Origin of the sequence: uncultured Dechloromonas sp. (assembly GCF_945957265.1) — a bacterium.
Classification (GTDB): domain Bacteria; phylum Pseudomonadota; class Gammaproteobacteria; order Burkholderiales; family Rhodocyclaceae; genus Azonexus.
Map to the genome: position 1 here is coordinate 42424 of NZ_CAMFKO010000022.1, position 22394 is coordinate 64817.

The 22394-nt window shown below is 66.8% G+C and carries 26 protein-coding genes; 7 read left to right on the forward strand and 19 right to left on the reverse strand.

The window, feature by feature from the left end; all coding sequences use genetic code 11:
• Positions 1–38: 38 nt before the first annotated feature.
• The 5 genes from Q0P59_RS12505 to Q0P59_RS12525 form a co-directional block, all read right to left on the reverse strand.
• Positions 39–1367 carry an HDOD domain-containing protein gene (locus Q0P59_RS12505; RefSeq protein ID WP_295006794.1) on the reverse strand — a complete coding sequence of 443 codons (1329 nt, stop codon included), beginning with the start codon at positions 1365–1367 and terminating at the stop codon, positions 39–41.
• Positions 1368–1457: 90 nt separating this feature from the next.
• A complete protein-coding gene (locus Q0P59_RS12510; protein WP_295006795.1) occupies positions 1458–2249 on the reverse strand; it encodes a peptidyl-prolyl cis-trans isomerase in 792 nt (263 codons plus the stop codon).
• A gap of 34 nt (positions 2250–2283) precedes the next feature.
• Entirely contained in the window at positions 2284–2553 is a 270-nt protein-coding gene (locus Q0P59_RS12515) for a BolA family protein (RefSeq protein WP_295006796.1), read from the reverse strand.
• On the reverse strand, positions 2550–2852 hold the full coding sequence (locus Q0P59_RS12520) for a YciI family protein (protein WP_295006797.1): 303 nt from the start codon (positions 2850–2852) through the stop codon (positions 2550–2552). Before Q0P59_RS12520 ends, Q0P59_RS12515 begins: the two co-directional genes overlap by 4 nt.
• Positions 2852–3460: a septation protein A gene (locus tag Q0P59_RS12525; RefSeq protein ID WP_295006798.1), complete on the reverse strand. Its 609-nt coding sequence runs from the start codon at positions 3458–3460 to the stop codon at positions 2852–2854. Before Q0P59_RS12525 ends, Q0P59_RS12520 begins: the two co-directional genes overlap by 1 nt.
• Positions 3461–3512: 52 nt before the next feature.
• Here Q0P59_RS12525 and Q0P59_RS12530 point away from each other — a divergent pair, with 52 nt between their 5' ends.
• Positions 3513–4565 carry an HD domain-containing phosphohydrolase gene (locus Q0P59_RS12530; protein WP_295006799.1) on the forward strand — a complete coding sequence of 351 codons (1053 nt, stop codon included), beginning with the start codon at positions 3513–3515 and terminating at the stop codon, positions 4563–4565.
• A 46-nt stretch (positions 4566–4611) separates the two neighbouring features.
• A complete protein-coding gene (locus Q0P59_RS12535; protein WP_295006800.1) occupies positions 4612–4950 on the forward strand; it encodes an Hpt domain-containing protein in 339 nt (112 codons plus the stop codon).
• Here Q0P59_RS12535 and bioD read toward each other — a convergent pair.
• The 9 genes from bioD to Q0P59_RS12580 all read right to left on the reverse strand — a co-directional run bounded on the left by bioD (position 4936) and on the right by Q0P59_RS12580 (position 13998).
• Positions 4936–5601, reverse strand: a complete 666-nt coding sequence (gene bioD / locus Q0P59_RS12540) for a dethiobiotin synthase (RefSeq protein WP_295006801.1) — start codon at positions 5599–5601, stop codon at positions 4936–4938. The genes Q0P59_RS12535 and bioD overlap by 15 nt on opposite strands.
• A complete protein-coding gene (gene bioC / locus Q0P59_RS12545; protein ID WP_295006802.1) occupies positions 5598–6359 on the reverse strand; it encodes a malonyl-ACP O-methyltransferase BioC in 762 nt (253 codons plus the stop codon). Before bioC ends, bioD begins: the two co-directional genes overlap by 4 nt.
• Positions 6352–7065 carry an alpha/beta fold hydrolase gene (locus Q0P59_RS12550; protein ID WP_295006803.1) on the reverse strand — a complete coding sequence of 238 codons (714 nt, stop codon included), beginning with the start codon at positions 7063–7065 and terminating at the stop codon, positions 6352–6354. The genes bioC and Q0P59_RS12550 overlap by 8 nt, the downstream gene beginning before the upstream one ends.
• Entirely contained in the window at positions 7062–8231 is a 1170-nt protein-coding gene (gene bioF, locus Q0P59_RS12555) for an 8-amino-7-oxononanoate synthase (RefSeq protein WP_295006804.1), read from the reverse strand. The genes Q0P59_RS12550 and bioF overlap by 4 nt, the downstream gene beginning before the upstream one ends.
• Position 8232: 1 nt before the next feature.
• On the reverse strand, positions 8233–8637 hold the full coding sequence (locus Q0P59_RS12560; RefSeq protein ID WP_295006805.1) for a PIN domain-containing protein: 405 nt from the start codon (positions 8635–8637) through the stop codon (positions 8233–8235).
• On the reverse strand, positions 8634–8897 hold the full coding sequence (locus Q0P59_RS12565; protein WP_295006806.1) for a hypothetical protein: 264 nt from the start codon (positions 8895–8897) through the stop codon (positions 8634–8636). Before Q0P59_RS12565 ends, Q0P59_RS12560 begins: the two co-directional genes overlap by 4 nt.
• A 134-nt stretch (positions 8898–9031) precedes the next feature.
• Positions 9032–10378 carry an adenosylmethionine--8-amino-7-oxononanoate transaminase gene (bioA, locus tag Q0P59_RS12570; RefSeq protein ID WP_295006807.1) on the reverse strand — a complete coding sequence of 449 codons (1347 nt, stop codon included), beginning with the start codon at positions 10376–10378 and terminating at the stop codon, positions 9032–9034.
• Positions 10378–11550 (reverse strand): DUF2863 family protein, encoded by a 1173-nt coding sequence (locus tag Q0P59_RS12575; RefSeq protein WP_295006808.1) that lies wholly within the window; start codon positions 11548–11550, stop codon positions 10378–10380. The genes bioA and Q0P59_RS12575 overlap by 1 nt, the downstream gene beginning before the upstream one ends.
• Before the next feature lie 105 nt (positions 11551–11655).
• A complete protein-coding gene (locus Q0P59_RS12580) occupies positions 11656–13998 on the reverse strand; it encodes a fatty acid cis/trans isomerase (protein ID WP_295006809.1) in 2343 nt (780 codons plus the stop codon).
• A gap of 195 nt (positions 13999–14193) precedes the next feature.
• Here Q0P59_RS12580 and Q0P59_RS12585 point away from each other — a divergent pair, with 195 nt between their 5' ends.
• A complete protein-coding gene (locus Q0P59_RS12585; RefSeq protein ID WP_295006810.1) occupies positions 14194–14559 on the forward strand; it encodes a hypothetical protein in 366 nt (121 codons plus the stop codon).
• 138 nt (positions 14560–14697) lie between these two features.
• On the forward strand, positions 14698–15471 hold the full coding sequence (gene yaaA / locus Q0P59_RS12590) for a peroxide stress protein YaaA (protein ID WP_295006811.1): 774 nt from the start codon (positions 14698–14700) through the stop codon (positions 15469–15471).
• A gap of 5 nt (positions 15472–15476) precedes the next feature.
• Here the strand turns inward: yaaA and Q0P59_RS12595 are convergent, their stop codons facing one another.
• The 3 genes from Q0P59_RS12595 to Q0P59_RS12605 all read right to left on the reverse strand — a co-directional run bounded on the left by Q0P59_RS12595 (position 15477) and on the right by Q0P59_RS12605 (position 19305).
• The gene (locus tag Q0P59_RS12595) at positions 15477–15986 is read right to left on the reverse strand and encodes a TlpA disulfide reductase family protein (RefSeq protein ID WP_295006812.1); all 510 of its coding nucleotides are present in this window, start codon (positions 15984–15986) and stop codon (positions 15477–15479) included.
• Positions 15987–16060: 74 nt separating this feature from the next.
• Positions 16061–18637, reverse strand: coding sequence for a hybrid sensor histidine kinase/response regulator (locus tag Q0P59_RS12600; protein ID WP_295006813.1), 2577 nt, complete (start codon positions 18635–18637; stop codon positions 16061–16063).
• Between the two features lie 200 nt (positions 18638–18837).
• The gene (locus Q0P59_RS12605; protein WP_295006814.1) at positions 18838–19305 is read right to left on the reverse strand and encodes a putative toxin-antitoxin system toxin component, PIN family; all 468 of its coding nucleotides are present in this window, start codon (positions 19303–19305) and stop codon (positions 18838–18840) included.
• 50 nt (positions 19306–19355) lie between these two features.
• Between Q0P59_RS12605 and Q0P59_RS12610 the strand changes: the two genes are divergently transcribed.
• Genes Q0P59_RS12610 through Q0P59_RS12620 form a run of 3 tightly spaced genes read left to right on the forward strand, consistent with a single transcriptional unit; the run spans position 19356 to position 21303 of the window.
• The gene (locus Q0P59_RS12610) at positions 19356–20327 is read left to right on the forward strand and encodes a tRNA-dihydrouridine synthase (protein WP_295006815.1); all 972 of its coding nucleotides are present in this window, start codon (positions 19356–19358) and stop codon (positions 20325–20327) included.
• Entirely contained in the window at positions 20324–20992 is a 669-nt protein-coding gene (locus tag Q0P59_RS12615) for an SAM-dependent methyltransferase (RefSeq protein ID WP_295006820.1), read from the forward strand. The genes Q0P59_RS12610 and Q0P59_RS12615 overlap by 4 nt, the downstream gene beginning before the upstream one ends.
• Positions 20989–21303, forward strand: coding sequence for a YkgJ family cysteine cluster protein (locus tag Q0P59_RS12620; RefSeq protein WP_295006816.1), 315 nt, complete (start codon positions 20989–20991; stop codon positions 21301–21303). The genes Q0P59_RS12615 and Q0P59_RS12620 overlap by 4 nt, the downstream gene beginning before the upstream one ends.
• Positions 21304–21729: 426 nt before the next feature.
• Here the strand turns inward: Q0P59_RS12620 and Q0P59_RS12625 are convergent, their stop codons facing one another.
• The gene (locus Q0P59_RS12625) at positions 21730–21855 is read right to left on the reverse strand and encodes a hypothetical protein (RefSeq protein WP_295006817.1); all 126 of its coding nucleotides are present in this window, start codon (positions 21853–21855) and stop codon (positions 21730–21732) included.
• A 6-nt stretch (positions 21856–21861) separates the two neighbouring features.
• Positions 21862–22308: an Lrp/AsnC family transcriptional regulator gene (locus Q0P59_RS12630; RefSeq protein ID WP_295006818.1), complete on the reverse strand. Its 447-nt coding sequence runs from the start codon at positions 22306–22308 to the stop codon at positions 21862–21864.
• Between the last annotated feature and the right edge of the window lie 86 nt (positions 22309–22394).

Here is a 22394-nt window from a genome sequence, read left to right on the forward strand (position 1 = left end):
TCGCCGCAATCTGAATCAAGTTTCTGCCGATCGGCCGGTCATTCCCAGTACTCGGTCACTTCGCTGGCCCACGCCGTGGCGGCGAGCAGGGCGCGGTTGACCATGTCCGGGCCGACCCCGGCGCCTTGCGCCGCGGCGGACATGCCCGACTGGTCGAGCGCTTCCGATTGTTCGGCGACGGCCAGCAGCGACGCGTAGGGGCCGCTGCGTTCGAGCAGCGCCTGGCGGATTTCGTCGGCGATCGGCATGGTGGCGAGAATGTCGGCGAGCGGACGGTGCAGCAGGCGATCGAGGCAGGAGAAGATGCCGGTCAGGAAGAAGGGATCGTGCGCCTGCCCCGGCACCAGGCGTTCGGCCAGGAGTTCCATCAGGCGGCCGCGGGTCAGCGCGTTCTCGACCAGCAACCAGTCGCTCATCTGCGGTTCGCGAACCGAGAACAGCAGCACCGCCAGCCAGCGGGTGAGGCGCTGCCGGCCGAGGATGATCAAGGCCTGCTCGAGCGAGTCGATCCGCCGCGTCAGTCCGAGCATCGGCGAGTTGAGATAGCGCAGGACGCGAAAGCTGAGTACCGGGTCCTGCTTCATCGCGTCGGCGATCTCGGCGGTTTCCGCATCGCCCTGGACGAGACGCAGCAGGTTCAGCAATTGCGCCTTGTGCGGGTCGCCGCCGGGGTCCTGCTGCCGGGTGGCGGAGCGTTCGGCGAAGCGCCCATGGCAGGCGTCGAAATGCCATTGCAGGCAGAGCTGGAGGTCGTCGTCGGTATCGATGTTGCAAGCCAGGAGGTGGATGGCGTTCTCCCGGACACCGGCCCGCACCGCCGCCGAAAAGTCGCGGATCGAGCCGGGTTCGCTGCCGGCCACGTCGATGGCGGCGCAATCGACTTTCTGGATGATCTTGGTGAAGGCCGGATTCTTCGGTTGCCGGAACAGCCCGAAGCGGTAGTCGCGTTCGCGCAGGCGGGCGATGGCCTCGGCAACCAGGTCGGCTTCCGCATCGGGGGCAAGCTGGATGAGCAGCATCACGTTGCTGCCGGCGAGCTTCTCGAGCACGGGCGAGTCGAGGCTGGCCGAGCTGAGCGGAAGGTAGGCCAGGGTCTTGTTCCACGCCTCGTCGCTGGCGAGCAGCGCCGCGAGCAGGGCGTCGTCGTGGTCGCGTTGCAGGCTGGCGGCGGCATCGGCCGCGGTGGAGGCGTGCTGCAGCCGGAAAACGTGGCCGGCCAGGCGGTTGTTGCGATCGAACACGGCTTCGCGGCGCAGGAAGGGCGTCTGGCTGGCCAGGCCCGGCCCGCCGTTGCCGCCGTCGGCGGTTTCGTTGTCGCTGCGGGTGTCGGCGGATTTGCCGAACAGGTTTTTCAGGCGGCTGAACACGATCTTCTCTCCCAAAAGAAAATGCCCACCGAGGGTGGGCATTTTCCGGACCACACTGGGTGTGGCGATTTTCGCACGCGGGGCCGGGTTTTAGTCGACCTTCGCCTTGCCGCGCAGTTCCTTGACCAGGGTCTCGATCTGCTGCTGGCTGGCGCGCTGCTGCAGTTGCGGCTTGACCTGGTCGAACGGCGGCGGCGTGGCCGGACGGGAGTCTTCGAGCTGGATGACGTGATAGCCGAAGTCGGACTTGACCGGAGCCTTGGTGTATTCACCCTTCTTCAGCTTGGTCAGCGCTTCGCCGAACGGCTTGACGTAGGCGGCCGGGGAGCTCCAGCCGAGGTCGCCGCCCTTGTCCTTGGAACCCGGGTCCTTGGACTGCTTGGCCAGTTCGGAGAACTTTTCGCCCTTGTCGAGCTTGGCGATGATGGCCTTGGCGTCCTCTTCCTTTTCGACCAGGACGTGGCGGGACTTGTACTCGGTGCTGCCGAGGTTGGTCTTGATCAGTTCGTATTCGGCCTTGAGCTGGGCTTCGCTGATCGGGTGGGCCTTGACGTAGTCGGAGAGGAAGGCGCGGATGAGCACGGCCTGCTTGGCCAGTTCGATCTGCCCCTGAATGTTCGGGTTCTTGTCCAGGCCCTTCTTCTTGGCTTCCTGGGCGAGGATTTCGCGGCGAACCAGTTCTTCCTTGATGGCGTCCTTCAGTTCCGGCGAATCCGGGGCGCCCTGGGCCTGCTGCTCGGCGGTGAAGGCGTTGAAGACGGTTTGCGAAATCGGCTGGCCGTTGACGGTGGCGAAAGCCTTGCCCTTTTCGGCAGCCAGTGCCGGGGCGGAAACGATGGCGCCGGCGACGAGCAGGGCGGCCAAACGGGAGAGCTTATGCATGTATCTTATCCTTGGGTGGAGAACAACCTGAAAATTATACTGCGCCGGGCACTTCCGCGCAGATGCTGAGCGCATGGATCGGGCCGCGCATCAGATCACCGGCAGCATCATAAATCAAGCGATGGCGGGCGACGGTGTTTTTGCCGGCAAAAACCATGGCGACGATGTCGACATGGTAATGGCCGCCGCCATCGCGGGCGCCGGCATGGCCGGCATGCAGGTGCGAATCGTCGCGGATGGCCAGGGATGCCGGTTGCAGCACGCTCAGGCGCTGGCGGAGCAGTTCGACCGTCGCGCTGCTCACGCCGGCAGGGCCTTCTTGAACGGTTTGACGGTGACCTTCTCGTATACGCCGGCCGCGATGTAGGGGTCGGCGTCGGCCCAGGCCTTGGCGGCATCGAGCGAGGCGAATTCGGCGATGATGATGCTGCCCGAGAAACCGGCGGGGCCGGGGTCCGGCGAGTCGATGGCCGGGCAGGGGCCGGCCAGGATCAGGCGAGCTTCCGCCTGCAAGGCCTGCAGGCGCTCCAGATGGGCCGGGCGCGAGGCCAGGCGCTGATCGAGGCTGCCGGCGCGGTCTTCACCGATGATGACGTAGAGCATTACTTTTCTTCCTCCATGTATTTGGACAGGAACATGCCTTGGGCGAGCACGAAGACCAGCATCAGGCCCATGCCGCCGAAGAGTTTGAAATTGACCCAGGTGTCGGTCGGGAAATTGAAGGCAATCACCAGGTTGAGCACGCCCATGATTGTGAAGAAGGCGATCCACGACAGGTTGACCTTGCCCCAGACCGCGTCGGGCAGGGTCAGTTGCTCGCCGAGCATCGCCTTCATCGGGTTCTTCCGGAGGACCAGCGCGCTGAAGCCCATGCTGACGGCGAACACCCAGTAGAGGATGGTCGGTTTCCACTTGATGAAGGCTTCGTTCTGGAAAGCCAGGGTCAGGCCGCCGAAGACGACGACCAGGCCAAGGCTGATCCACAGCATCTTGTCCACCTTGCCGTGGCGGAAGTGCACCCAGACGATCTGGGCGACGGTGGCCGCGATGACGACGACGGTGGCGAGCAGGATCGGCGCCTGCTTGGCATCGACCAGGGCCGATCCGAGCAGCGTGGCGACCCAGCTGGCGGCGGTTTCCGGATTCTTTTCCGAGTATTTGAAAGCCGCGAAAAAGAGGATGACGGGGAAGAGATCGAAGAGCAGTTTCATGGCGGGGCATTATATACTCGCAGCGATTACTCCCCTGCAAGCCGAATTTGCCATGCACACCGTCTTGATCATCGACGACAGCGACATCAACCTGACCCTGATCAAGGCTCTGGTGCTCAAGCTTGGCGAGTGCAGCCCGGTGCTTTTCGACAATCCGCTCAAGGCGCTCGAGTGGTGTCGGGAAAACGAGCCCGATCTGGTCATTGTCGACTACATGATGCCGGAGATGGACGGTCTCCGTTTCATCGGCGCCTTCCGCGCCTTGCACGGCCGGGACGAGATCCCGGTGCTGATGATCACCGCCAACGACCAGAAGGACGTTCGTTACGAAGCGCTGCTCGGCGGCGCCAACGATTTCCTGACCAAGCCGATCGACCGCGTCGAGTTTTCGGCGCGGGCCCGCAACATGCTGTCGCTGCGCACCGGCCAGAAGTTCCTGGCGGATCGCGCCAAGCATCTTGAAAAGCTGGTCGATGAACGAACCAGCGACATCCGCCAGCGGGAAAAGGAACTGATCTTCCGCATGTCGCGGGCCGCCGAGTTCCGCGACCCGGAAACCGGCGCCCATATCCAGCGCATGGCGCACTACTCGCAGATCATCGCGCGCGGGCTGGATCTCGGCCCGGCCATGGAGAAGCTGATTCTCGAGGCGGCGCCGATGCACGATGTCGGCAAGATCGGCATCCCGGACTACATTCTCCTGAAGCCGGGCAAGCTGACGCCCGAGGAGTTCGAGGTGATGAAGGGCCATGCCCGGATCGGCTACGAGCTGCTCAAGGACAGCGGCTCGGAAATCCTGCGGGCCGGCGCCGAGGTGGCGCTTTCGCACCACGAGAAATACGATGGCACCGGCTATCCGCAAGGCTTGAAGGGCGGCCAGATTCCCCAGTTCGGCCGCATTGTGGCGGTGGCCGATGTCTTCGATGCGCTGACGTCGGAACGCCCCTACAAGCGCGCCTGGTCCCTGGACGATGCCTGCCGCTTTCTCGAAGACGGGAGGGGCAAGCATTTCGACCCGATGTGCGTCGAGGCTTTTCTCGCCGGCTGGGAAGACGTCATCGAGGTGCGCCAGCGTTTTCGCGACGAGGAAATACCCCAGATCTGATCCGGACCGGGGCGGCAGCTACAAAAAGAATTCAGTGGAGGGAGACATGGCGGGACCTTTCGTTCTTGATCGCGCATCCATTCTTGACCGGCTGGGCGGGGACGAGGAAATCTATTCGATGATGGTCGACATGTTCCTCGACGACGTGGAGGCCAACAGCGCCGCGCTGGCTAGCGCCTTCGCCTCCGGCGAGGCGACGGTGGTCCAGCGCGAGGCGCACACCATCAAGGGTTTGCTGGCCACTTTTTCCGACGACGACGGGGCTGCCGAGGCGCTGGCTGTGGAAAAGAAGGCCAGGGCCGGCGACCTGGCCAGGCTGGGCGACGCCGTCGGCGATCTCCAGCGCCGTTTGCGCGAAGTGGCTAACGCGCTACGCGCCGGGTAGCTTGAGGTAAGCGGCGGCGCCCTCAGCGCCGCCCACCGGGGCGTGGGGGACCACGCCGAGCAGCGGGGCCTGCAGACGGGCCTGCAGCGCTGCCAGGTTTTCATCGAAGCGCGACATTGCCGGGTCGATCCGGTTGGCCACCCAGCCGGCCAGCGCCAGGCCGCGGGCGGCGATGGCTTCGGCGGTCAGCAGGGCGTGGTTGATGCAGCCCAGGCGCATGCCGACAACCAGCAGGACGGGAAGCCCGAGGCCGACCGCGAGATCGTCGAAGCCCCTGTCCTCGCTCAGGGGCACGCAGAACCCGCCGGCCCCTTCGACGATGACCAGGTCGGCCTGTCGCCGGGCCTGCTCGACCGTCCGCTCTATCGTCGGGAAATCGATGGCCAGGCCGCTTTCGGCCGCCGCGATGTGCGGCGCGATCGGCGGCGCGAAGCAATACGGATTGATCAACTCGTCGGCCAACGCGACGTTGCTGGCCGCCCGGATGTTTTCGACATCCTCGTTCCGGCCGTCGGCATCGGTGCCGGCGGCGATCGGCTTCAGGCCGGCGGCGCGCAGGCCGTGGCGGCGGGCGAGGTGGAGCAGGGCGCAGGTGATGAAGGTCTTGCCGATCTCGGTATCGGTGCCGGTCAGGAAATACGCTCGGTTCATGCGTGGGCGATCAGGGTGATGACGTCGTAGGTCAGCGGCAGGCCGTCGGGCGTGCGCTGCGTTTCGTAGGCCGCTTCGGCTTTCTCGAAGGCGCTGCGGCTCATCAGGCTGGTCCGTCGGCCGCTGCCGACCTGGTTGGCGCCGATGGCCTTGACGGCGCGCAGCAGCGACTTGAAGTCGGCGTAGCAGGCGACCTGCGGGTATTGCTCGAGCGACGCGGCCTGCAGCCCGGCGTCGTCGGCCATGCGGCGGACATCATCGATGCCGTGGAAGGCCAGCGTGTGCCGGTAATCGTCGACGCCGGCGAAAGCCTGGCGCAACTCATGGAAGGTGGCCGGGCCGAGGCTGGCCAGCGCCAATGTGCCGCCCGGTTTCAGGATGCGCCGGGCCTCGCGCAGGGTGGCCGCAAGGTCGCACCACTGCACGGCCAGGCTGGACCAGAACAGGTCGCAGCTGGCAGCGGCCAGCGGCAGATGTTCGAGGTCGGCCGCGACGCGACAGCACGGTTCGGCGACATGGCGCAGCATGGCCGGCGACAGGTCGAGCCCGACGGCATGGGCCTGCGGGAAACGCCGGCGCAGCAGCGGCAGGGCGTAGCCGGTGCCGCAGCCGGCGTCGAGCAGGCGCAGTACCGGCCGGGGCGGCAGCCGGTCGACCAGGTCGTGGCAGATGCGGCGCTGGACGGCGGCGGCGCTGTCGTAGGTGCCGGCCGCCCGCTCGAAGGATTGCCGGATGCGCGCCTTGCTCGGTTTAGTCATTCAGGAAACTGCGGGCCCGGGCCAGGAAATCGTCCGGACGGGACAGGAAGGGGGCGTGGGCGCAGTCGTCGAAGCGGGCGAGCTGCGCGCCGGGGATCAGGGCAGCCAGGGCTTCGGCGGCAGCCAGCGGCATCAGCGGGTCGGCGGCGCCATGGACGAGCAGGGTCGGGCAGGCGACCTTGGCGGCATCGGCGCGCAGATCGACGTCGCGCAGCCAGTTCAGGCCGCTCGCCAGCACGGCGCCGGATGGCCGGGGATCGGCCAGTTCGAGCAGTTCGGCGGTCACCGCCTTGGCGCGGGCGTCGCCGCGGTTGAAGCCGCCGACGAAGCGCGGCAGCATGGCCTCGGCGTCGGCCGCGATGCCGGCGGCGAACTCGGCGAGCATGGCCGGCGGCATGGCGTGCGGCCAGCCGTCGCGCTGGACGAAGGAGGTGGTGCCGGCGACCAGCAGCAGCTTGCCGACCTTGTCCGGGTGGCGGGCGGCAATGGCCAGCGCCATCTGCGCGCCGAGCGACCAGCCGCCCAGTGTGGTGCCGGGTTGCAGGCGGGCCGCATAGGCGTCGATGGCGGCGTCGAAGTCGTCGATCGGCGCTGCGCTGCCGTAGCCCGGCAGGTCGACGATGCTGCCGCCCAAGGCGTTGACGGCGGCGGCAACCGGGGTGCGACCGACGCACCAGCCGGGCAGGAAGACAAAGGGAGCGCTCATGCAAGTTCCTTCAGGGCGGACAGCAGTTGGTCGATATCGGCGGCGGTATGCGCCGCCGAGACGGAAATGCGCAGCCGCGCCGTGTCCTTGGGAACCGTCGGCGGGCGGATGGCGGGCACCCACAGGCCGCGCTCCCACAGGGCTTTCGACAGGGCGACGGCGGGCTCGTTGGCGCCGACGATGTAGGGCTGGATGGCGGTGGCCGAGGGCAGCAGCGGCTTGCCGGCCAGTCCGTCGCGCAACTGGGCGATGCGGGCCATCAGCTTGGCGCGCAGGGCGTCGCCGTCGCGGATGATGCGCAGGCTGGCCGACAGCGCGCAGGCGACGGCGGGCGGGGCGGCGGTGGTGAAGATGTAGCTGCGCCCCTTCTGCAGCAGGTATTCGATGGCCGTGTCCGAACCGGCGACAAAGGCGCCGCCGACGCCTGCCGCCTTGCCCAGCGTGCCCATGAGCAGGATGCGCGGCGAGGCCGGCAGGTTGAAATGGGCCAGGCTGCCTTCGCCGTGCCGGCCGAGCACGCCGAAACCGTGGGCGTCGTCGATGACCAGCCAGGCGTCGTGGCGTTCGGCCAAATCGAAGATGAGCGGCAGCGGGGCGAGGTCGCCGTCCATGCTGAACACGGCATCGGTGACGATCACCTTGCGCCTCGCCGTGCTGGCGGCCAGCATGCGCTCCAGCGCGGCGACGTCGTTGTGCGGGTAGCGCTGCACCTCGGCGCCGTTGGCCTTGGCCAGCTGCATGGCGTCGATCAGCGAGGCGTGGTTGAGCTTGTCGGCGAACACCGCGTCGCCGCGGCCGGCCAGCGTCGGGGTGACGGCGAGGTTGGCCAGGTAACCGGTGGAGAAGGTCAGGGCGCGCGGAAAGCCGGTGAAGGCGGCGATTTCCTCTTCCAGCTGCTGGTGCGGCGTCAGGTGGCCGCTGACCAGGTGCGAGGCGCCGCTGCCGGCGCCCCATTGCGTCGCCCCGGCGGCCAGGGCGGCGGCGATGTCGGCATTGCCGGCCAGGCCGAGATAGTCGTTGCTGGCGAAATTGAGCAGCTGCCGGCCATCGACCGTGGCGATGCGCCCGGCCGGGGAATCCAGCACGCGGCGGCGGCGGGTCAGGCCGGCGGCGGCGATGTCGGCCAGCTCTGCGCCGAGTTGGGTGTCAAGGTGGGATGCGCTCATGTCAGGCCAGTGTGAAATGTTTGCGCCCGGGCAGGCGGTAGGTTTCGAAATCGGCGCGGTCGAGCGTCCAGATATCGGTACAGCCGGTTTTCAGCGCGGCGACGACCAGCGAGGCATCGGCCAGGTCCATCGGGCGGTCGGCATAGCGTTCGATCCAGTCGATGGCCGAGACCAGTTCCTCGCGGCCGAGCGGCAGCAGCTCGAGGCCGCCGCGTTCGATCCAGTGGTACAGCGGCAGCGTGGCGCCCACCGTATCGGTCAGGTGGGCGAACTCGGTCAGCACGGCCCAGGTGGTGAGCAGGCGCCCCCGGTGCTGCTTGAGGCGGGCCGTGCACGCGGCATGGTGCTTGTCGCGCCGGTTGGCCAGGGCGACCAGCGGGCCGGTGTCGACCAGCAGCAGGTTCATTCGCCGACCTGGCCGTGTTTGCGGGCGATGGCGGCGCGCACGGCATGGCGGCTGTTTTCCGCGGCCTGCTCGTCGAGCTCCAGGGCGCCGACGAAGCCGGTTTCGCAGGCCAGTTCGTACGGCGTGCGGGGCGGGGCTTCGGCGATGAAATGCTTTTCCAGCAGTTCGATGATGACCTCGGACTTGCTCCGCCGCGTTTCGACGCAATAGCGCGCCAAGGCCTGTTCGAGGCGCGGAGGAATGCGGACGGTGGTGGTCATGGGCGAACTCCCGTTAAGCGTGTATTAACGGTAATACATGCCCGATGGAAAGGCAAGCCTGCCGGATGGCCCGGGTGGAACGGCGGCATCCGGTCGACGTTTTCATTCAGTTCCGCCAATGACGAAGCAGACCACTAGCGGCCGAGCGCTTCGCACAGCGCGCCCTGGATGGCCTGGGTGAGACGGGCAATCTCGTCGTCGCCGACGATGTACGGCGGCATCAGGTACACCGTGTTGCCGATGGGGCGGATCAGCGCCTCGCGGGCCAGGGCGGCGCGGTAGAAGCGGCGGGAGAAATGCGGGTCGTCGGTGGCGATGTCGAAGGCGGCGATCATGCCACGCTGGCGCAGGTGGCGGACTTGCGGATGATCGGCCAGCGGCGCGAGGGCGTCGCCGATGCGCTGCGCCTTGCTCCGGTTGGCGGCGATCACGTCGTCCTCCTCGAAGATGTCGAGGGTGGCCAGCGCGGCGCGGCAGGCCAGCGGGTTGCCGGTGTAGCTGTGCGAATGCAGGAAGGCGCGGGCCACCGAGTCGTCGAGGAAGGCGGCGTAGAGGGTGTCGCTGCACAGCACGATGGACAGCGGCAGGTAGCCGCCGGAAATGCCTTTCGACAGGCACATCAGGTCGGGGCGAATCTCCGACTGCTCATGGGCGAAGAAAGTGCCGGTACGGCCGCAGCCGACGGCGATCTCGTCGCAGATCAGGTGCACCTCGTGGCGGTCGCACAGCTGGCGGGCGAGGCGCAGGTATTCCGGGTCGTACATCGCCATGCCGGCAGCGCCCTGCACCAGCGGCTCGACGATCAGCGCGGCGATGCGCTCGCCGTGCCGTTCAAGGTGTTTCTCAAGGGCGGATGCGGCGCGCCGGGCGACATCGGCCGGCGTTTCGCCGGCTTCGGCGAGGCGGAAGTCGGGCGACGGCACGACCGTCGCGGCGCGGACCAGTGGCGCGTAGGCATCCTTGAAAATGGCGACGTCGGTGACGGCCAGCGCGCCGACCGTTTCGCCGTGGTAGCTGCCGGCCAGGCACAGGAATTCGCTCTTTTCAGGGCGCCCGACGTTGCGCCAGTAGTGGAAGCTCATCTTCAGCGCGATCTCGGTCGCCGAGGCGCCGTCCGAGGCGTAGAAGGCGTGGCCGAGGGCGCCGCCGGTCAGGGCCGACAGGCGCTCGGACAGCTCGACCACCGGCTGGTGGGTGAAGCCGGCGAGCATCACGTGTTCCAGCGTTTCCAGCTGTTCCTTCAATGCCGCATTAATGCGCGGGTTGGCGTGGCCGAACAGGTTGGTCCACCACGAGCTGATGCCGTCGAGGTAGCGCCTGCCGTCGAAATCGAACAGCCAGGCACCCTGGCCGCGGGCAATCGGCACCAGCGGCAGGTAGGCCGGCGAGCCGGGCTGCGCGTGGTGCTGCATCTGCGTGCAGGGGTGCCAGACGGCGGCCTGGCTGCGGGCCAGCCAGTCTTCGTTCGACGACATGCCCATCAGTGCAGGATCTGCGACCCGGTGGCCGGCTGCTCGGGCATTTCGGCATGCACCAGCTCGCCCTCGCGGTTGGGGAAGAGCGGAGCGCCGCAGTCGTCGCAGAATTCCATCGGGAAATGGTGATCGAGGAAGAGCACTTCCTTGACGCCGGTTTCGCGCAGCACGGTCTCGATCTCGCCGGCCGCGTCGGTGGCTTCGTCCTCGGCGCCGAGCAGCGGCCAGACGATGCCGTGATAGACCTCGTCGCCGGTGGTCGGGCCGAGGCTGACGCGGTATTCCTCCATGCGGCGGTCGTAGCACGGGCCGACGACGGCGCGGATGTCGGCGGGCATGAGGCCGAGCATGGTCTGCAGGAAGGCGACCGAGGCCTTCACCGAGTAGGGGCGCGACAGGCGGTCGGCATTGCGGCAGGCGGCGTGGTAGGCGTCCGGCAGCAGCGGTTGCCAGGCGCAGCCGGTGAGCAGCGGCTCGAGGCTGGGGCTGCCCTGCTTGAGCCATTCCTTGAGTGCCGTTTCCCGGTTGCCGTCGGCTTCGTTCCAGCGGAACAGCGGCTTGCCGCGCGGGATGGCGATGGTGCCGACGAGGTAGCGCACGTCGGACAGGAAGCGGTTGGTTTCCGGCATGCCGGCGGCGTCGATGCCAAGGTGGCTGCCGGCCAGCGCGGCTTCGCCCAGTTGCCTGGTCAGCTGCCAGGTGTCGCAGAAGCTGCGCGGCAGCTGGTCGGGGCTGAACAGGAAATCGGCCAGCGCCAGCTTGGCCTGGCCGCCGAAGACATGGGCGCCGAGCTGCACGGCCAGGGCCTGCAGGGTGTTTGGGGACAGTGGGCTGGCGGGGATGGAGAAGCGCGACCAGGCGAGGACCGGGGCGGCGAAGAGCTGGATGTCGAATTCCTGGCCATGGGCTTCCACGCGATGCGTTTCGGCGCGCGATTCGACCATGTCGGCCAGTTCGTCGTGGGCACGCGGGTTGGCTTCGAACAGGCGGTCGAGGGCGGTGTTGATGTCGTCTTCGGCGCCGTTCTTGAGCAGACCATCGACGGTGTCGGCCAGTTGGGCTTCCCAGTAGCTGTCTTCCAGCTTGCCGCCGGATTCGGAAAGGCCGGTGGCCAGGCGTTGCAGTTCTGCCGCTTCGCGGGAAAGTCGGTCGCGCGAACCAAAGCGGGTGCGTTTCATCGGTGATCCAGAAAATACAAAAATAGGATTTTACCAGCCGCGTATCGGCTTGCGCGGCTCAATCGGCATCATGGGAATGCTTCCCCGTCGAGACGCCGGTCCCGGTCAATGGTTCTCCAGCCTGCTGTAGTCGAGGATGCCGAATTCGACCGGGCGTGCCGCCCGGTAGGCGTCGTGGATGGCATCGCTGGTCGGCCAGAAGCGGCGGTCGGTGCGGCGTATGCCGTAGCTGTCGGTGAGGCGGACCAGGTCGGCCTCGCTGCGCAGGGCGGCGACCGCGTCGGCGAAGCGGCCGGCGTTTTGCGGATCGATGGCGAAGATCGCGTTCGGATAGGCGCCGACGATGCCGCTCATGGCCAGCAGTGTGTCTTCCTCCGGCAGCCGGCGGTCGGCCTCGCTGAAGATTTCGGCGACGTTGGTGTGGGCGCTGTTGCGGATCAGCGAAAAGATGCGGGGTTTGCCGGCGGCCGGCTGATAGACGATCAGGCTGTCCTCCGGCATCTGCGCCGCGGCCAGGCCGCGGATGGCGGATAGCCGGCGCAGGGCGGCCAGCTCGCTTTCCGGCAGCCCGCCGGCCTCCAGCTCGCGAGATCGGTCGCGGGATCTGGCGGTGCGCTGGCCGAGCAGCTCGTAGAGTTCGTTCAGCGTGTCCTTGCTGCGGTAGCGGATGCCGGTTTCCACCGGGAAGTAGCGCGCGGCATCGGCGAGGTAGTCGTTGTGCGGCTTGCTGCGCTGGCGATACCAGTGGTCGAGGATGGGCTGACGATCCTTGATCGGCAGCAGGGCGAGGAAATTCAGCTCGCTCTCCATGCGCAGGAAGTCCATGTACAGGCGGGTCGCCAGCTGGTGGCCGATGTTGCCGTAGACGTCGAAGCCGGCGACCAGCAGGTAATGCATGCGCTCGAGCACCGGGTAGCCGATGACGAAGCTGGTTTGCGGCCGTTCGCCGGCCAGACCCTTGATCACCGATGCGCTGTCGAAGTGGCGGAAGACGGTGAGCGCGACGTTGGGGTTGCCGCCGTCGCCGTCCCAGATGTCGTTCAGCGTCGGGCGGGTGTCGCCGTACTTGAACTTGGCGGTGATGCGGCTGCGTTCCTCGGTGTATTTCCGTTGCAGGCGGGAGTATTCCTGCCAGGCCAGCAGGCCGGCCGTGCTGTCGCGCTCGGCCGGCAGGCGCAGTACCGGGCTGGCGGCGTCGATGATCGCCTGCATGAATCGGGAACCCTTGTCGTTGGGGGCGACGAAGTAGACCCAGAAGTGATCGTTGATCGAGTTGAGCGCGAACTGGCCGCGGCAGACAGGGCCTTTCATGAAGCCGGCCAGCGTGAACTGCGCTTCGTCGAGCATCAGGCGGTAGCGCGCGACCAGCGGCAGTTCGCGGAAGGTGACGAAGGGATTGGCGGCACTTTCCGGATCGTAGCCGGGCAGGCGCGTCACGCTGTAGTCGGGCTTCAGGAACCAGTCGCGCAGGCGTTCCATGCGCGCGGCGTCGAGCAGCATCGGCATGTGGGTCTTGGCGGCCGGGGTGGATTCGATGCGGCGCAGGCGATACCAGACCCGGTCGACGCCGGGGTCGTCGTAGGGGCGGCGGGTGGCGATCAGGTCGATGGGCTGGCCCGGCGGCGTACGGCTGCGCACCAGCTCGAAATAGGTGCCGGGCTGTTCGGCGAACCACAGCTGGCCGATGAACCAGTGTTCGTAGATGTAGCGGGCGGCGAGCCGGCTTTTGGCGTCGTCGGCGTTGAAGAACGCCTCCCAGTCGGCAAGCTGGCGGTGCAGGACGGCCGGCAGCGGTGACGCCGGGCGGTAGGGGGCGCCGGCTTCCAGCCAGCGGGTCAGCGTGGCGTGTTCGTCGGCGCTGATCGGCGGCAGGCCGAAGGGCATGCCGCGCGTCGGGTGGCGGCGCGCGTATTCGTCCAGTCCTTCGGCCGGCGTGCAGACTTGCGCGCGGTTGAGGGAGAAGTCGAGATCCGGGTCGTCCAGCGGCCCGCCGTCCGGGCCGGGATGGCTCTGCTTGAGCGCGAGCAGGCGGGCCATCGCGCTCGCTTCGCGGTTGGCCTGCGGCGTCGGCTGGCGTTCGTTGAGGACCGGGAAAAAGCCCATGTCGCGCCATTGGGCGTTGGTTTGGGCATCGATGCCGAGGCGGGTCGGCGCGCCGGCCAGCAGGCGGTCGGCAAACACGCGGCTGGTGCTGGCGCCGCGCGTCAGGCCGCTGTAGCTGGCGAGGTTGAGCTGGCAGGGGGCGTCGTAGCAGGCATGGCAGCTGACGCAGCGGCTGTCGAGCACCGGGCGGACGTCCCGCCAGTAGTCGGGGGCGGCGGTCGATGCCGGCGGAAGACGGTCGAAACGGGCTGGGTCTGCCGGGCCGAAACGGTCGTCGAGACGCAGCGTGGCCACGGTGGCGCAGGCCGCGAGAAAGAGGGGCAGCAGTGGGGTGAGGAAGCGCAAGGCAGTCTCCGCGGAGCAACGGGGGATGTGCCTGTCATGCACACCGACGCGCGCATCCTACCAAAATCCGGGGCCCTGCTCGCGATCGGCGGCGCAGCGAGGCCCGGGGGAGAGCGTGGCGCCGCAATTGGCGATTGACACCCGGGGATGCGCGGAGGACACTCGCCCCCATTTGCCTACGGGAGTTGAATGCACATGAAGAAGATCATTGCCCTGGCCTTGGCGGGCTTGTTGGTGGCGGGCAGCGCGTTGGCCGCCGATCCTGCGCTCAAGTCGGTCGAGTCGATCAACAAGGAGAAGGCTGCGCTGTCGGGCAAGGAAGTCGCCTTTCAGGGCAAGGTCGTCAAGGTGAACAACGGCATCATGCAGCGCAACTTCGTGCATGTTCAGGACGGTACGGGCGATGCGTCGACCAACAACCTGATCGCCACCAGCAAGCAGACCGCTGCCGTCGGCCAGACCGTCAGGGTCGCCGGCAAGGTGACGCTGAATCGCGATTTCGGCATGGGCTACAGCTACCCACTGCTGATCGAGGAAGCGACCATCACCCCGGTCCAGTAAGCGTCGGAAGGCGATTCCGGGAGCCGGCTAAGGGGCGGCTTCCGGCCTCCGGGCGCATGTCCCGGGGCTGCAACACCTGCGGTCGGCTCACGACGGGGGCGTTAGAATGTCGCGCTGTCCAACAATGGCCCGCCCTCCATGCTGATCTTCCTTTCCCCCGCCAAATCGCTCGACTACAAGACGCCGGCGCATGTCGACGCCTTCACGCAGCCAGCCTATCTGGCGCATTCGGAAACCCTGATCGACAGCCTGCGACGCTTGTCACCGGCCGACATCGCCGGCTTGATGAGCCTCTCCGACCCGCTGGCGCTGCTCAATTTCAACCGCTATGCCGACTGGTCGCTGCCCTTTTCGCCGGAAAACGCCAAGCAGGCGGTGCTCGCCTTCGATGGCGACGTGTACGACGGGTTGGCGGCGAAGACCCTGAGCGCCGACGACCTGGCGTTTGCCCAGCGGCATGTGCGCATCCTGTCCGGGCTCTACGGCATCCTGAAGCCGCTCGACCTGATCCAGCCCTACCGCCTGGAGATGGGAACGAAATTCGCCAACCGGGCCGGCAAGGACTTGTACGCTTTCTGGGGCGAGACCCTGCTCGATGCGATCAATGCCGAACTGGAGGCCATGCCGCGGCCGGTGGTGGTCAATCTGGCGTCGGAGGAGTATTTCAAGGCGGCCGTCGGCCGCAAGATCCGGGGGACGGTGATCCACCCGGTGTTCGAGGACTGGAAGAACGGCAGGTACAAGATCATCAGCTTCTATGCCAAGCGTGCCCGCGGCCTGATGACCCGCCATGCGGTCGCCAACCGGCTGGCCGATCCGGAAGGGCTCAAGGCTTTCGACGACGACGGCTATGCCTATGCCCCCGAGGTTTCGGATGCGACGACCTGGGTGTTCCGTCGCCGCGCCGGGTAAGTCTTTTACAGCTTCAGCTTGAAGATTTTGGCGATGGCCTCGACGGCCTCGCGGCTGTCCCATTCGTGGGCGCCGTAGTACTTGCCGAGCACCTTGCCGTCGGCATCGACCAGGACGGTCAACGGCAGGCGGTTGGCACCGAGCATGTTCTCGAGCGGCCAGGGTTTGTCGTCGATGAACATCGGGAACGCGGTGCCGGATTTCTGCAGAAAGGCCCTGGCATTTTGCGGGTGGTCGTCGGTGGATATGCCGATGACCGCGAATTGCTTGCCGTAGCGCTTGGCCAGTCGGTCCAGCGAGCCCATCTCGCTCCGGCAGGGGCCGCACCAGCTGGCCCAGACGTTGATGATCAGCGGTTTGCCCCTGAAGTCCGACGGTTTTTTCGTCGGCCCGTTCAGCCCCTGCATCGGCAGGTCGCGCAGCGTGGCGCCGACGTCGACCTCGCCCGGGGTCTTGGCGTGGGCGGGGGATAGCATGGTCAGTGCGGCGACCAGGAAAAGGATGAACGGCTTCATGGAAATCCTGCAACGGGTGGTTGGAGGATTGTAGTGGATTCCGCCGGACCCTCCGCAAGCATCGCGCCGACCGGTCAAGCCTTCCGTGGCGCCAGCCACCGGAGGAGGGTGGCGAATAGCAGGTCCGGCTCGACCGGCTTGCCGATGAAGTCGTTCATGCCGGCTTGCCGGCATTTGTTGCGATCTTCGGCGGCTGCGTTGGCGGTCATGGCGATGATGGGGACGTCGCCGTAACCGCCGATGGCGCGAATTTTCCGGGTGGCCTCCAGGCCATCCAGGACCGGCATCTGGATGTCCATCAAGATCAGGTCGAAATGCCGCGCCTCGGCCAGCGCGACGCCGGCTTCTCCGTGGTCGGCGACGGTCACCGCCATGCCGGCCTCGCTGAGGAATTCGTTGATGATGCTCTGGTTGATCGGTTCGTCCTCGACCAGCAGGACCTTCGTGCCGCCGTATTCCCAACGCAGGCGAAGGTCGGGGCGGGCGTCCGGCGCGGCTGCGGCTTGCGGCGAGGCGGAGAAGAGCGGGGCGATCGCGTTCTGCAGGATCGCCTTGTTGATCGGTTTGACCAGCACGTCGGCAAAGCCGGCGGCCCGTGCCGACATGGCGATGCTGCTGTCTCCCGAGGCGGTGACCAGGATGCATGTCGGGGCGCGTTTCAGGTTCAGCTTCTGGATCGCGGCCAGGGTATCCATGCCGCTCTGGTCGGGCATCAGCAGGTCGAGCAGCAGGATGGAAAACGGATCGTTCTCGGCATCCGCCTGCAGGATGGCCGCGATGGCTTCCTTGCCCGAAGCCACTGCCTGGGGAGTCAGGCCGATCTGGGCGAGCAGGTGGGTGTGCACCATCTGCGTAATTTGCAGGTCGTCGGCCACCAGCGCCCGTCGCCCGGCCAGTTCGGGCTCGAGCGGCAGCGGCTCCTGGTGCGCCTTGCCCAGGCGGGCCGTCAGCCAGAAGGTGCTGCCTTCGCCCGGCGTGCTGGCGGCGCCCGTCTCGCCCCCCATCAGGCCGGCAATGTGGCGGGTAATCGCCAGGCCCAGCCCGCTGCCGCGAAACCGCCGCTGCACCGCGGCGCCGGGATGTTCGAAGGCCCTGAACAGCCAGGGCATGGTCTCGGCCGGGATGCCGCAGCCGGTGTCCTGAACTTCGAAGCGGACCAGCAGCGTGGTGTCGGCCTCGCTTTCGAGCTTGCCGCGCAGGACGATCGAACCCCGCTCGGTGTATTTGACGGCATTGGTCAGGAAATTGAGCAGGGCCTGCCCCAGCCGCGCGACATCGCCATGCAGGACCGGGGGCAGGTCGCCGATGTCGACGACCAGTTCGAGCCCCTTGGCCTGGGCGCGTTTGACGACCACGTTGCAGATCCGCTGCAGCATCTCCTCGGGGGAGAAGTTGGCCGACTCCAGTTCCAGCTTGCCGGCTTCTATTTTCGACAGGTCGAGGATGTCGTTGATCACCGCCAGCAAGTGATCGGCTGCGCCGGCAATGCGCGCCAGCTTCTCGGACTGCGTCGGGGTGATCCGGTCGCGGCGCAGCAGGTGCGTGAGGCCGATGATGGCGTTCATCGGCGTGCGGATTTCATGGCTCATGCTGGCCAGGAACTCGCTTTTTGCCTGGCTGGAGACTTCCGCTTGCGCGATCTGGGCTGCCAGGCGCTGCTCGAGGTGGCCGATTTCGCGGGCGCGTCGCTTGGCGAGCCGGGTCATGGCCAGCAGGGCGGCACCGAAAACCAGCCAGCTGACGAGGTAGAGCGCCGCCTTTTGTCTCCAGGGCGCCAGGAATTCTTCGGGGGCCAGCCCGATGTTCAGGCTGAGCGGCAGCTCGCCCAACTTTCTGAAGTGATGTATGCGTTCGACCGCGTCGATGGGCGAAACGGCCATGTACGATCCCTGCCGCTCGCCCTGCTCCCCGGCCACCGGCACATCGCCGGCCGCCAGCGTTTCGCCGGTCCTGGCGTCCGTCTCGGGAAGGCGGGCGACGAGGAGATCGTTGTCGGAAACCAGCGCGATCGATCCGCGCTTGCCGATGTCGATCCCGCTCAGGATGTTCTTGAAAACCTCGGTGCGGATGGCGGTTTGGGCGAGGCCGGCAAAGCGGCCATCCGGATGGTTGATGCGCTGGCTGAAGGTCATCACCCACTGGCCGGAGAAGCGGGAAAGAATGGGGTCGGAAACGACCATGGGCAGCTTTTTGCCATTCTTCTGCATCTGAAAATACGTCCGGTCGCCGACGTTGAACCTCGGGAGCGTCTCGTCGTTTCCTGCGCTGAACAGGATGCCGCCTTGCGCGTCGATGATGCGCAGGCTGTTGGCCTGGCTTTCCTCGAGCGCCGCTTCGCGCCTCAGCAGGTCGCGGTTTCCCTCGGCTTGTGCCCGCTGGCTGCCGCCGGTGACGACCGGCATGTAGTCGTATGCCGCCTCGCGCAGAACGATGTCGATCTTCCGGACGCTGGTGGCCAGCTGCTTCTCCAGCAGGCTGGCCTGGCTTTCGGCGCTGGCCAGCGTGTTGGCCCGGGCTTGGGCGTAGGACTGGCGCAGGTCGTATCCGAGCAGGGCGGCAAGCCCCAGGATCAGCCCCAGCGCGATCAGCGACGGGCCGGATGGCAAGTGTTGGCAGGACGCGGGCGGCGACGGTTCGCGTGTCGTTTCCATGGCGGACGGAGGCGTCTTCGCCCGTGAATCGTCCCTGCGCGGGCGACGGGTGTGCAACGCCAAATATGTGATTGGCGTAGCACGATAACATATGGCGGGAGGCGGGGTGCGAGATATTCGGGCGCCCCGGAGAGGCCTGTGCTGCCGGGAAAGCGGCTGTGGATCGGCCAGCCAGTGCGCTGCGCCCCTGCCGCTGGCGATCAGGCCGGCGGGGCGTTCTGCGGGTATCCGGACGGGGCGCCGCCGGCGATTTCGGCGATGCGTTTCGAGGCGGCGGCCGGGCCGAGGATCTGGAAGCCGAGCCGGGTCCGTCCGCGCAACTTGAGCAGCGCCTTGTCCTTGCTGACCAGGAGATCGGCGTTGCAGCGGGCGGCGAGTTCGAGGAACTTCTGGTCGTCGCGGTCCTTGCAGCGCGGCAGCGGCGGCGCCTCGCCTTCCGGAATTAGCTGTACCAGGCCGCTGTAGCGGGCATAGCGCTCGCTGATCATGTCCGGCGTCAGCTTCAGTTGCGGGTAGGTCAGCACCCGCTGCAGTTCATCCAGCGTGCGCTCGTCGGCGAAGCAGGCGATGCGGCCGCCTTCGAGGGCGGCCATGATCGGCACCGCATCCACGTTGGCCCAGTGGAAGAGGTCGAGGACGACATTGGTGTCTAGAACGATACGCAGCATGGGGTGGATTATAATCGCCGCCTTTTTAGGCGCTTGCCGAAAGTATCTCGATGTCCCGCATTCTTCTCGCCCCGATGGAAGGTCTCGCCGATCCGCTGATGCGGAATGTGCTGACGGCCGTTGGCGGCTACGACTGGGGCATCTGCGAATTCATCCGGGTCACCGAAAGCGTGCTGCCCAACCGCACCTTCCTGCGTACCTGCCCGGAACTGAACAACGCCAGCCTGACCGACAGCGGCACGCCGATGCGCGTCCAGCTGCTCGGGTCCGACCCGCATTTCATGGCGGCCAACGCGCGGCGGCTGGTCAAGCACCGGCCGGCCGGCGTGGACATCAATTTCGGCTGCCCGGCGCCGACTGTGTTCCGCCATCGCGGCGGTTCGGCACTGCTCGGCGAGCCGCAACTGCTGCACGACATCGTCAGCGCCGTGCGCGCCGAAGTGCCGGCCGACATCCCCTTCACCGCCAAGATGCGCCTCGGCATCGCCGACAGCAGCCTGGCAGTCGATTGCGCCCAGGCCATCGCGGCCGGCGGGGCCGATGAACTGATCGTGCACGGCCGGACCAAGGTCGACGGCTACAAGCCGCCGGCCCGCTGGGCGCAGATCGACCGCGTACGCGCGGCGGTCGATATCCCGATCATCGCCAACGGCGAGGTGTGGACGGTGGCCGATTTTCGCCAGTGCCAGCTCGAATCGGGCTGCTCCGACGTCATGATCGGCCGCGGCGCGCTGGCCGACCCGCTGCTGCCGCGCAAGGTGCGCGGCGAGGCAACCGGCGGCTGGGAAGAGCTGTTGCCCTCGGTCGCCACCTACTGGCGCGGCGTGCGCGAGCGGGTGCTGCCGGTGCATGCCGGCGGCCGCCTCAAGCAATGGCTGATGCTGCTGCGCCGCCACTATCCGCAGGCCGAGGCGCTCTACCAGCAGCTGCGCCCGGTCAAGGCCGCCGAGGATATCGACCGCCTGCTGGTCGACGCCGGCGTGCTCGACGCCATCCCCGACAAGCTGCTGCTCGCCGCCTGATGGAAGGCAACTCCCGCTTCATCAGCAGCGCCCAGTCCGGCCCGCACGACGATCTGGAGGGGCTGGTCCGCCGCCACCTGGCGCATCCCTTCCGCAAGCCCATCCTCGACTACAACCGCGACGCCTTCGTGCTGGCCATGGCCGCCCGCGCTGCGTGGAACCCCGCCGCGCCGCTCATTCTCGATGCCGGCTGCGGCGTCGGCTGGAGCACGCTGCGCATCGCCGAGGCCTTTCCCGACCACTTCGTGCTCGGCGTCGACCAGTCGAGCGACCGCATCGGTCGCGGCAAGCCGATGGAACTGCCGGCCAACGCGCTGCTGCTGCGCGCCGACCTGGTCGATTTCTGGCGCCTGCTCGCCGAGCATGGCGTTCGTCTGGCGCGTCACTACAACCTCTATCCGAATCCCTGGCCGAAAATCGGCCATCTCGCCCGCCGCTGGCACGGGCATGCCGTGTTTCCGGTGTGGCGCCAACTCGGCGGCGAACTCGAATGCCGCAGCAACTGGCGCATCTACATCGAGGAAATGGCGCAAGCGCTGACCCTGCTCAGCGGTCAGCCGGTAGCTGCCGAACCTTGGCACACCGACGACCCGATCACGCCCTTCGAGAAGAAATACCTGGCCTCGGGCCACGAACTCTGGCGCTGCCGGGTAAGCCTGCCGTGAGCGTCTGCCAGAGCTGCGGCGCCTGCTGCGCCAGCTTTCGCGTCGATTTCCACCCGGCCGAACTGGCCGGCGGCGCCTTCGCCTGGGGCGATGGCGTGCCCGTGGCGCTGACCGTCCCCGTCACCGCCAGCATCGTCCGCCTGCGCGGCACCGACGATCCCGCGCCGCGCTGCATCGCGCTCGCCGGCGAAGTCGGCGTCGCGGTGAATTGCACCCTCTACGAAGCCCGCCCGTCGCCGTGCCGGGAATTCGACACCGAACACGCCGCCTGCAACCGGGCGCGGCAGCGGTGTGGGTTGCCGCCGCTTTAACGCCACGCTTATGGGGCCTTGGACGCAAGCGTGACATCCGAGAACCACAGCTCCTTCCAGCGCCCAGCCTTCTCATTTGCCGTTAACAGCTTTGGAGAAACCGCTGTCTTCTCTCCGAAGCTTTCGGTGCCTGCGAATGCCGCACTATTCACGGTGGCATACAGCTGGCCGCTTTCTTGATAAAGAACTCCGATCAAGACGCCGCACCTCAGGCAGAACAGGCACTCAGCGATTTCGCTGCCTTGGCGATACCTTCCAAGAAACTGCGAACTCCCGACCTCGATGCGCAAAGCACCATGTGGGTCTGAAACGTACGATGCGCCATGCTTGCGACAAAACTCGCAATCGCACGCTCTGGGGAGGTAGTCACTCGGCGTCTTCGGCAGGTCGACGACGACATGAAGGTTCCCGCAATGGCATCCGCCCTCAAGCCGAGGCATGGGATTCCGACTTATGCAACATGGCGTCGCTCCAGTTGATGGTTTTCTTGTGCATGGCGCGATTGGGCCAATGCAATGCAGCCTGGACGGCGGCGCGAGCGCTCGGTGCCATCGTGCCTCAATCCGGCCGATCCAGCTTGGTGCTCAGCATGATGGTCGAGAAGGTTTCGACGACGCCCTTGATGGCGCGGAAGCGGTCGATGACGCTGTCGAGTTCTTCGGTCGAGTCGGTGCTCAGCATGGCGCACAGGTCGTAGCGGCCGCTGACGGAAAACAGCTTGCGCACTTCGTGGCGGCGCGAGATGGACTGGATGATCTCGTGCTCGCACTTGGAGTCGATGGCGATGAGCACCATGGCCCGGATGCCGGGGCCGCGTTGCGGGGCGGAGACGCCGATGGTGTAGCCGGTGATGACGCCGGCGCTTTCCAGCGCCTTGAGGCGCAATTGCACGGTGCTGCGCGCGCAGCCCAGGGCCTTGGCCAGCTTGACGACGGGCAGGCGGGCATTGACCTTGAGCAGGTCGATCAACTGGCGGTCGAGGGCGTCGAGCGGGGTTGTGGTCATGGCGTTTCATTCAGTCTGTTTCATGATCGGTCATTATGACTGAAATTTTTTGGTCGATTCAATCAATGTGATTGTTTTCGTCGGCC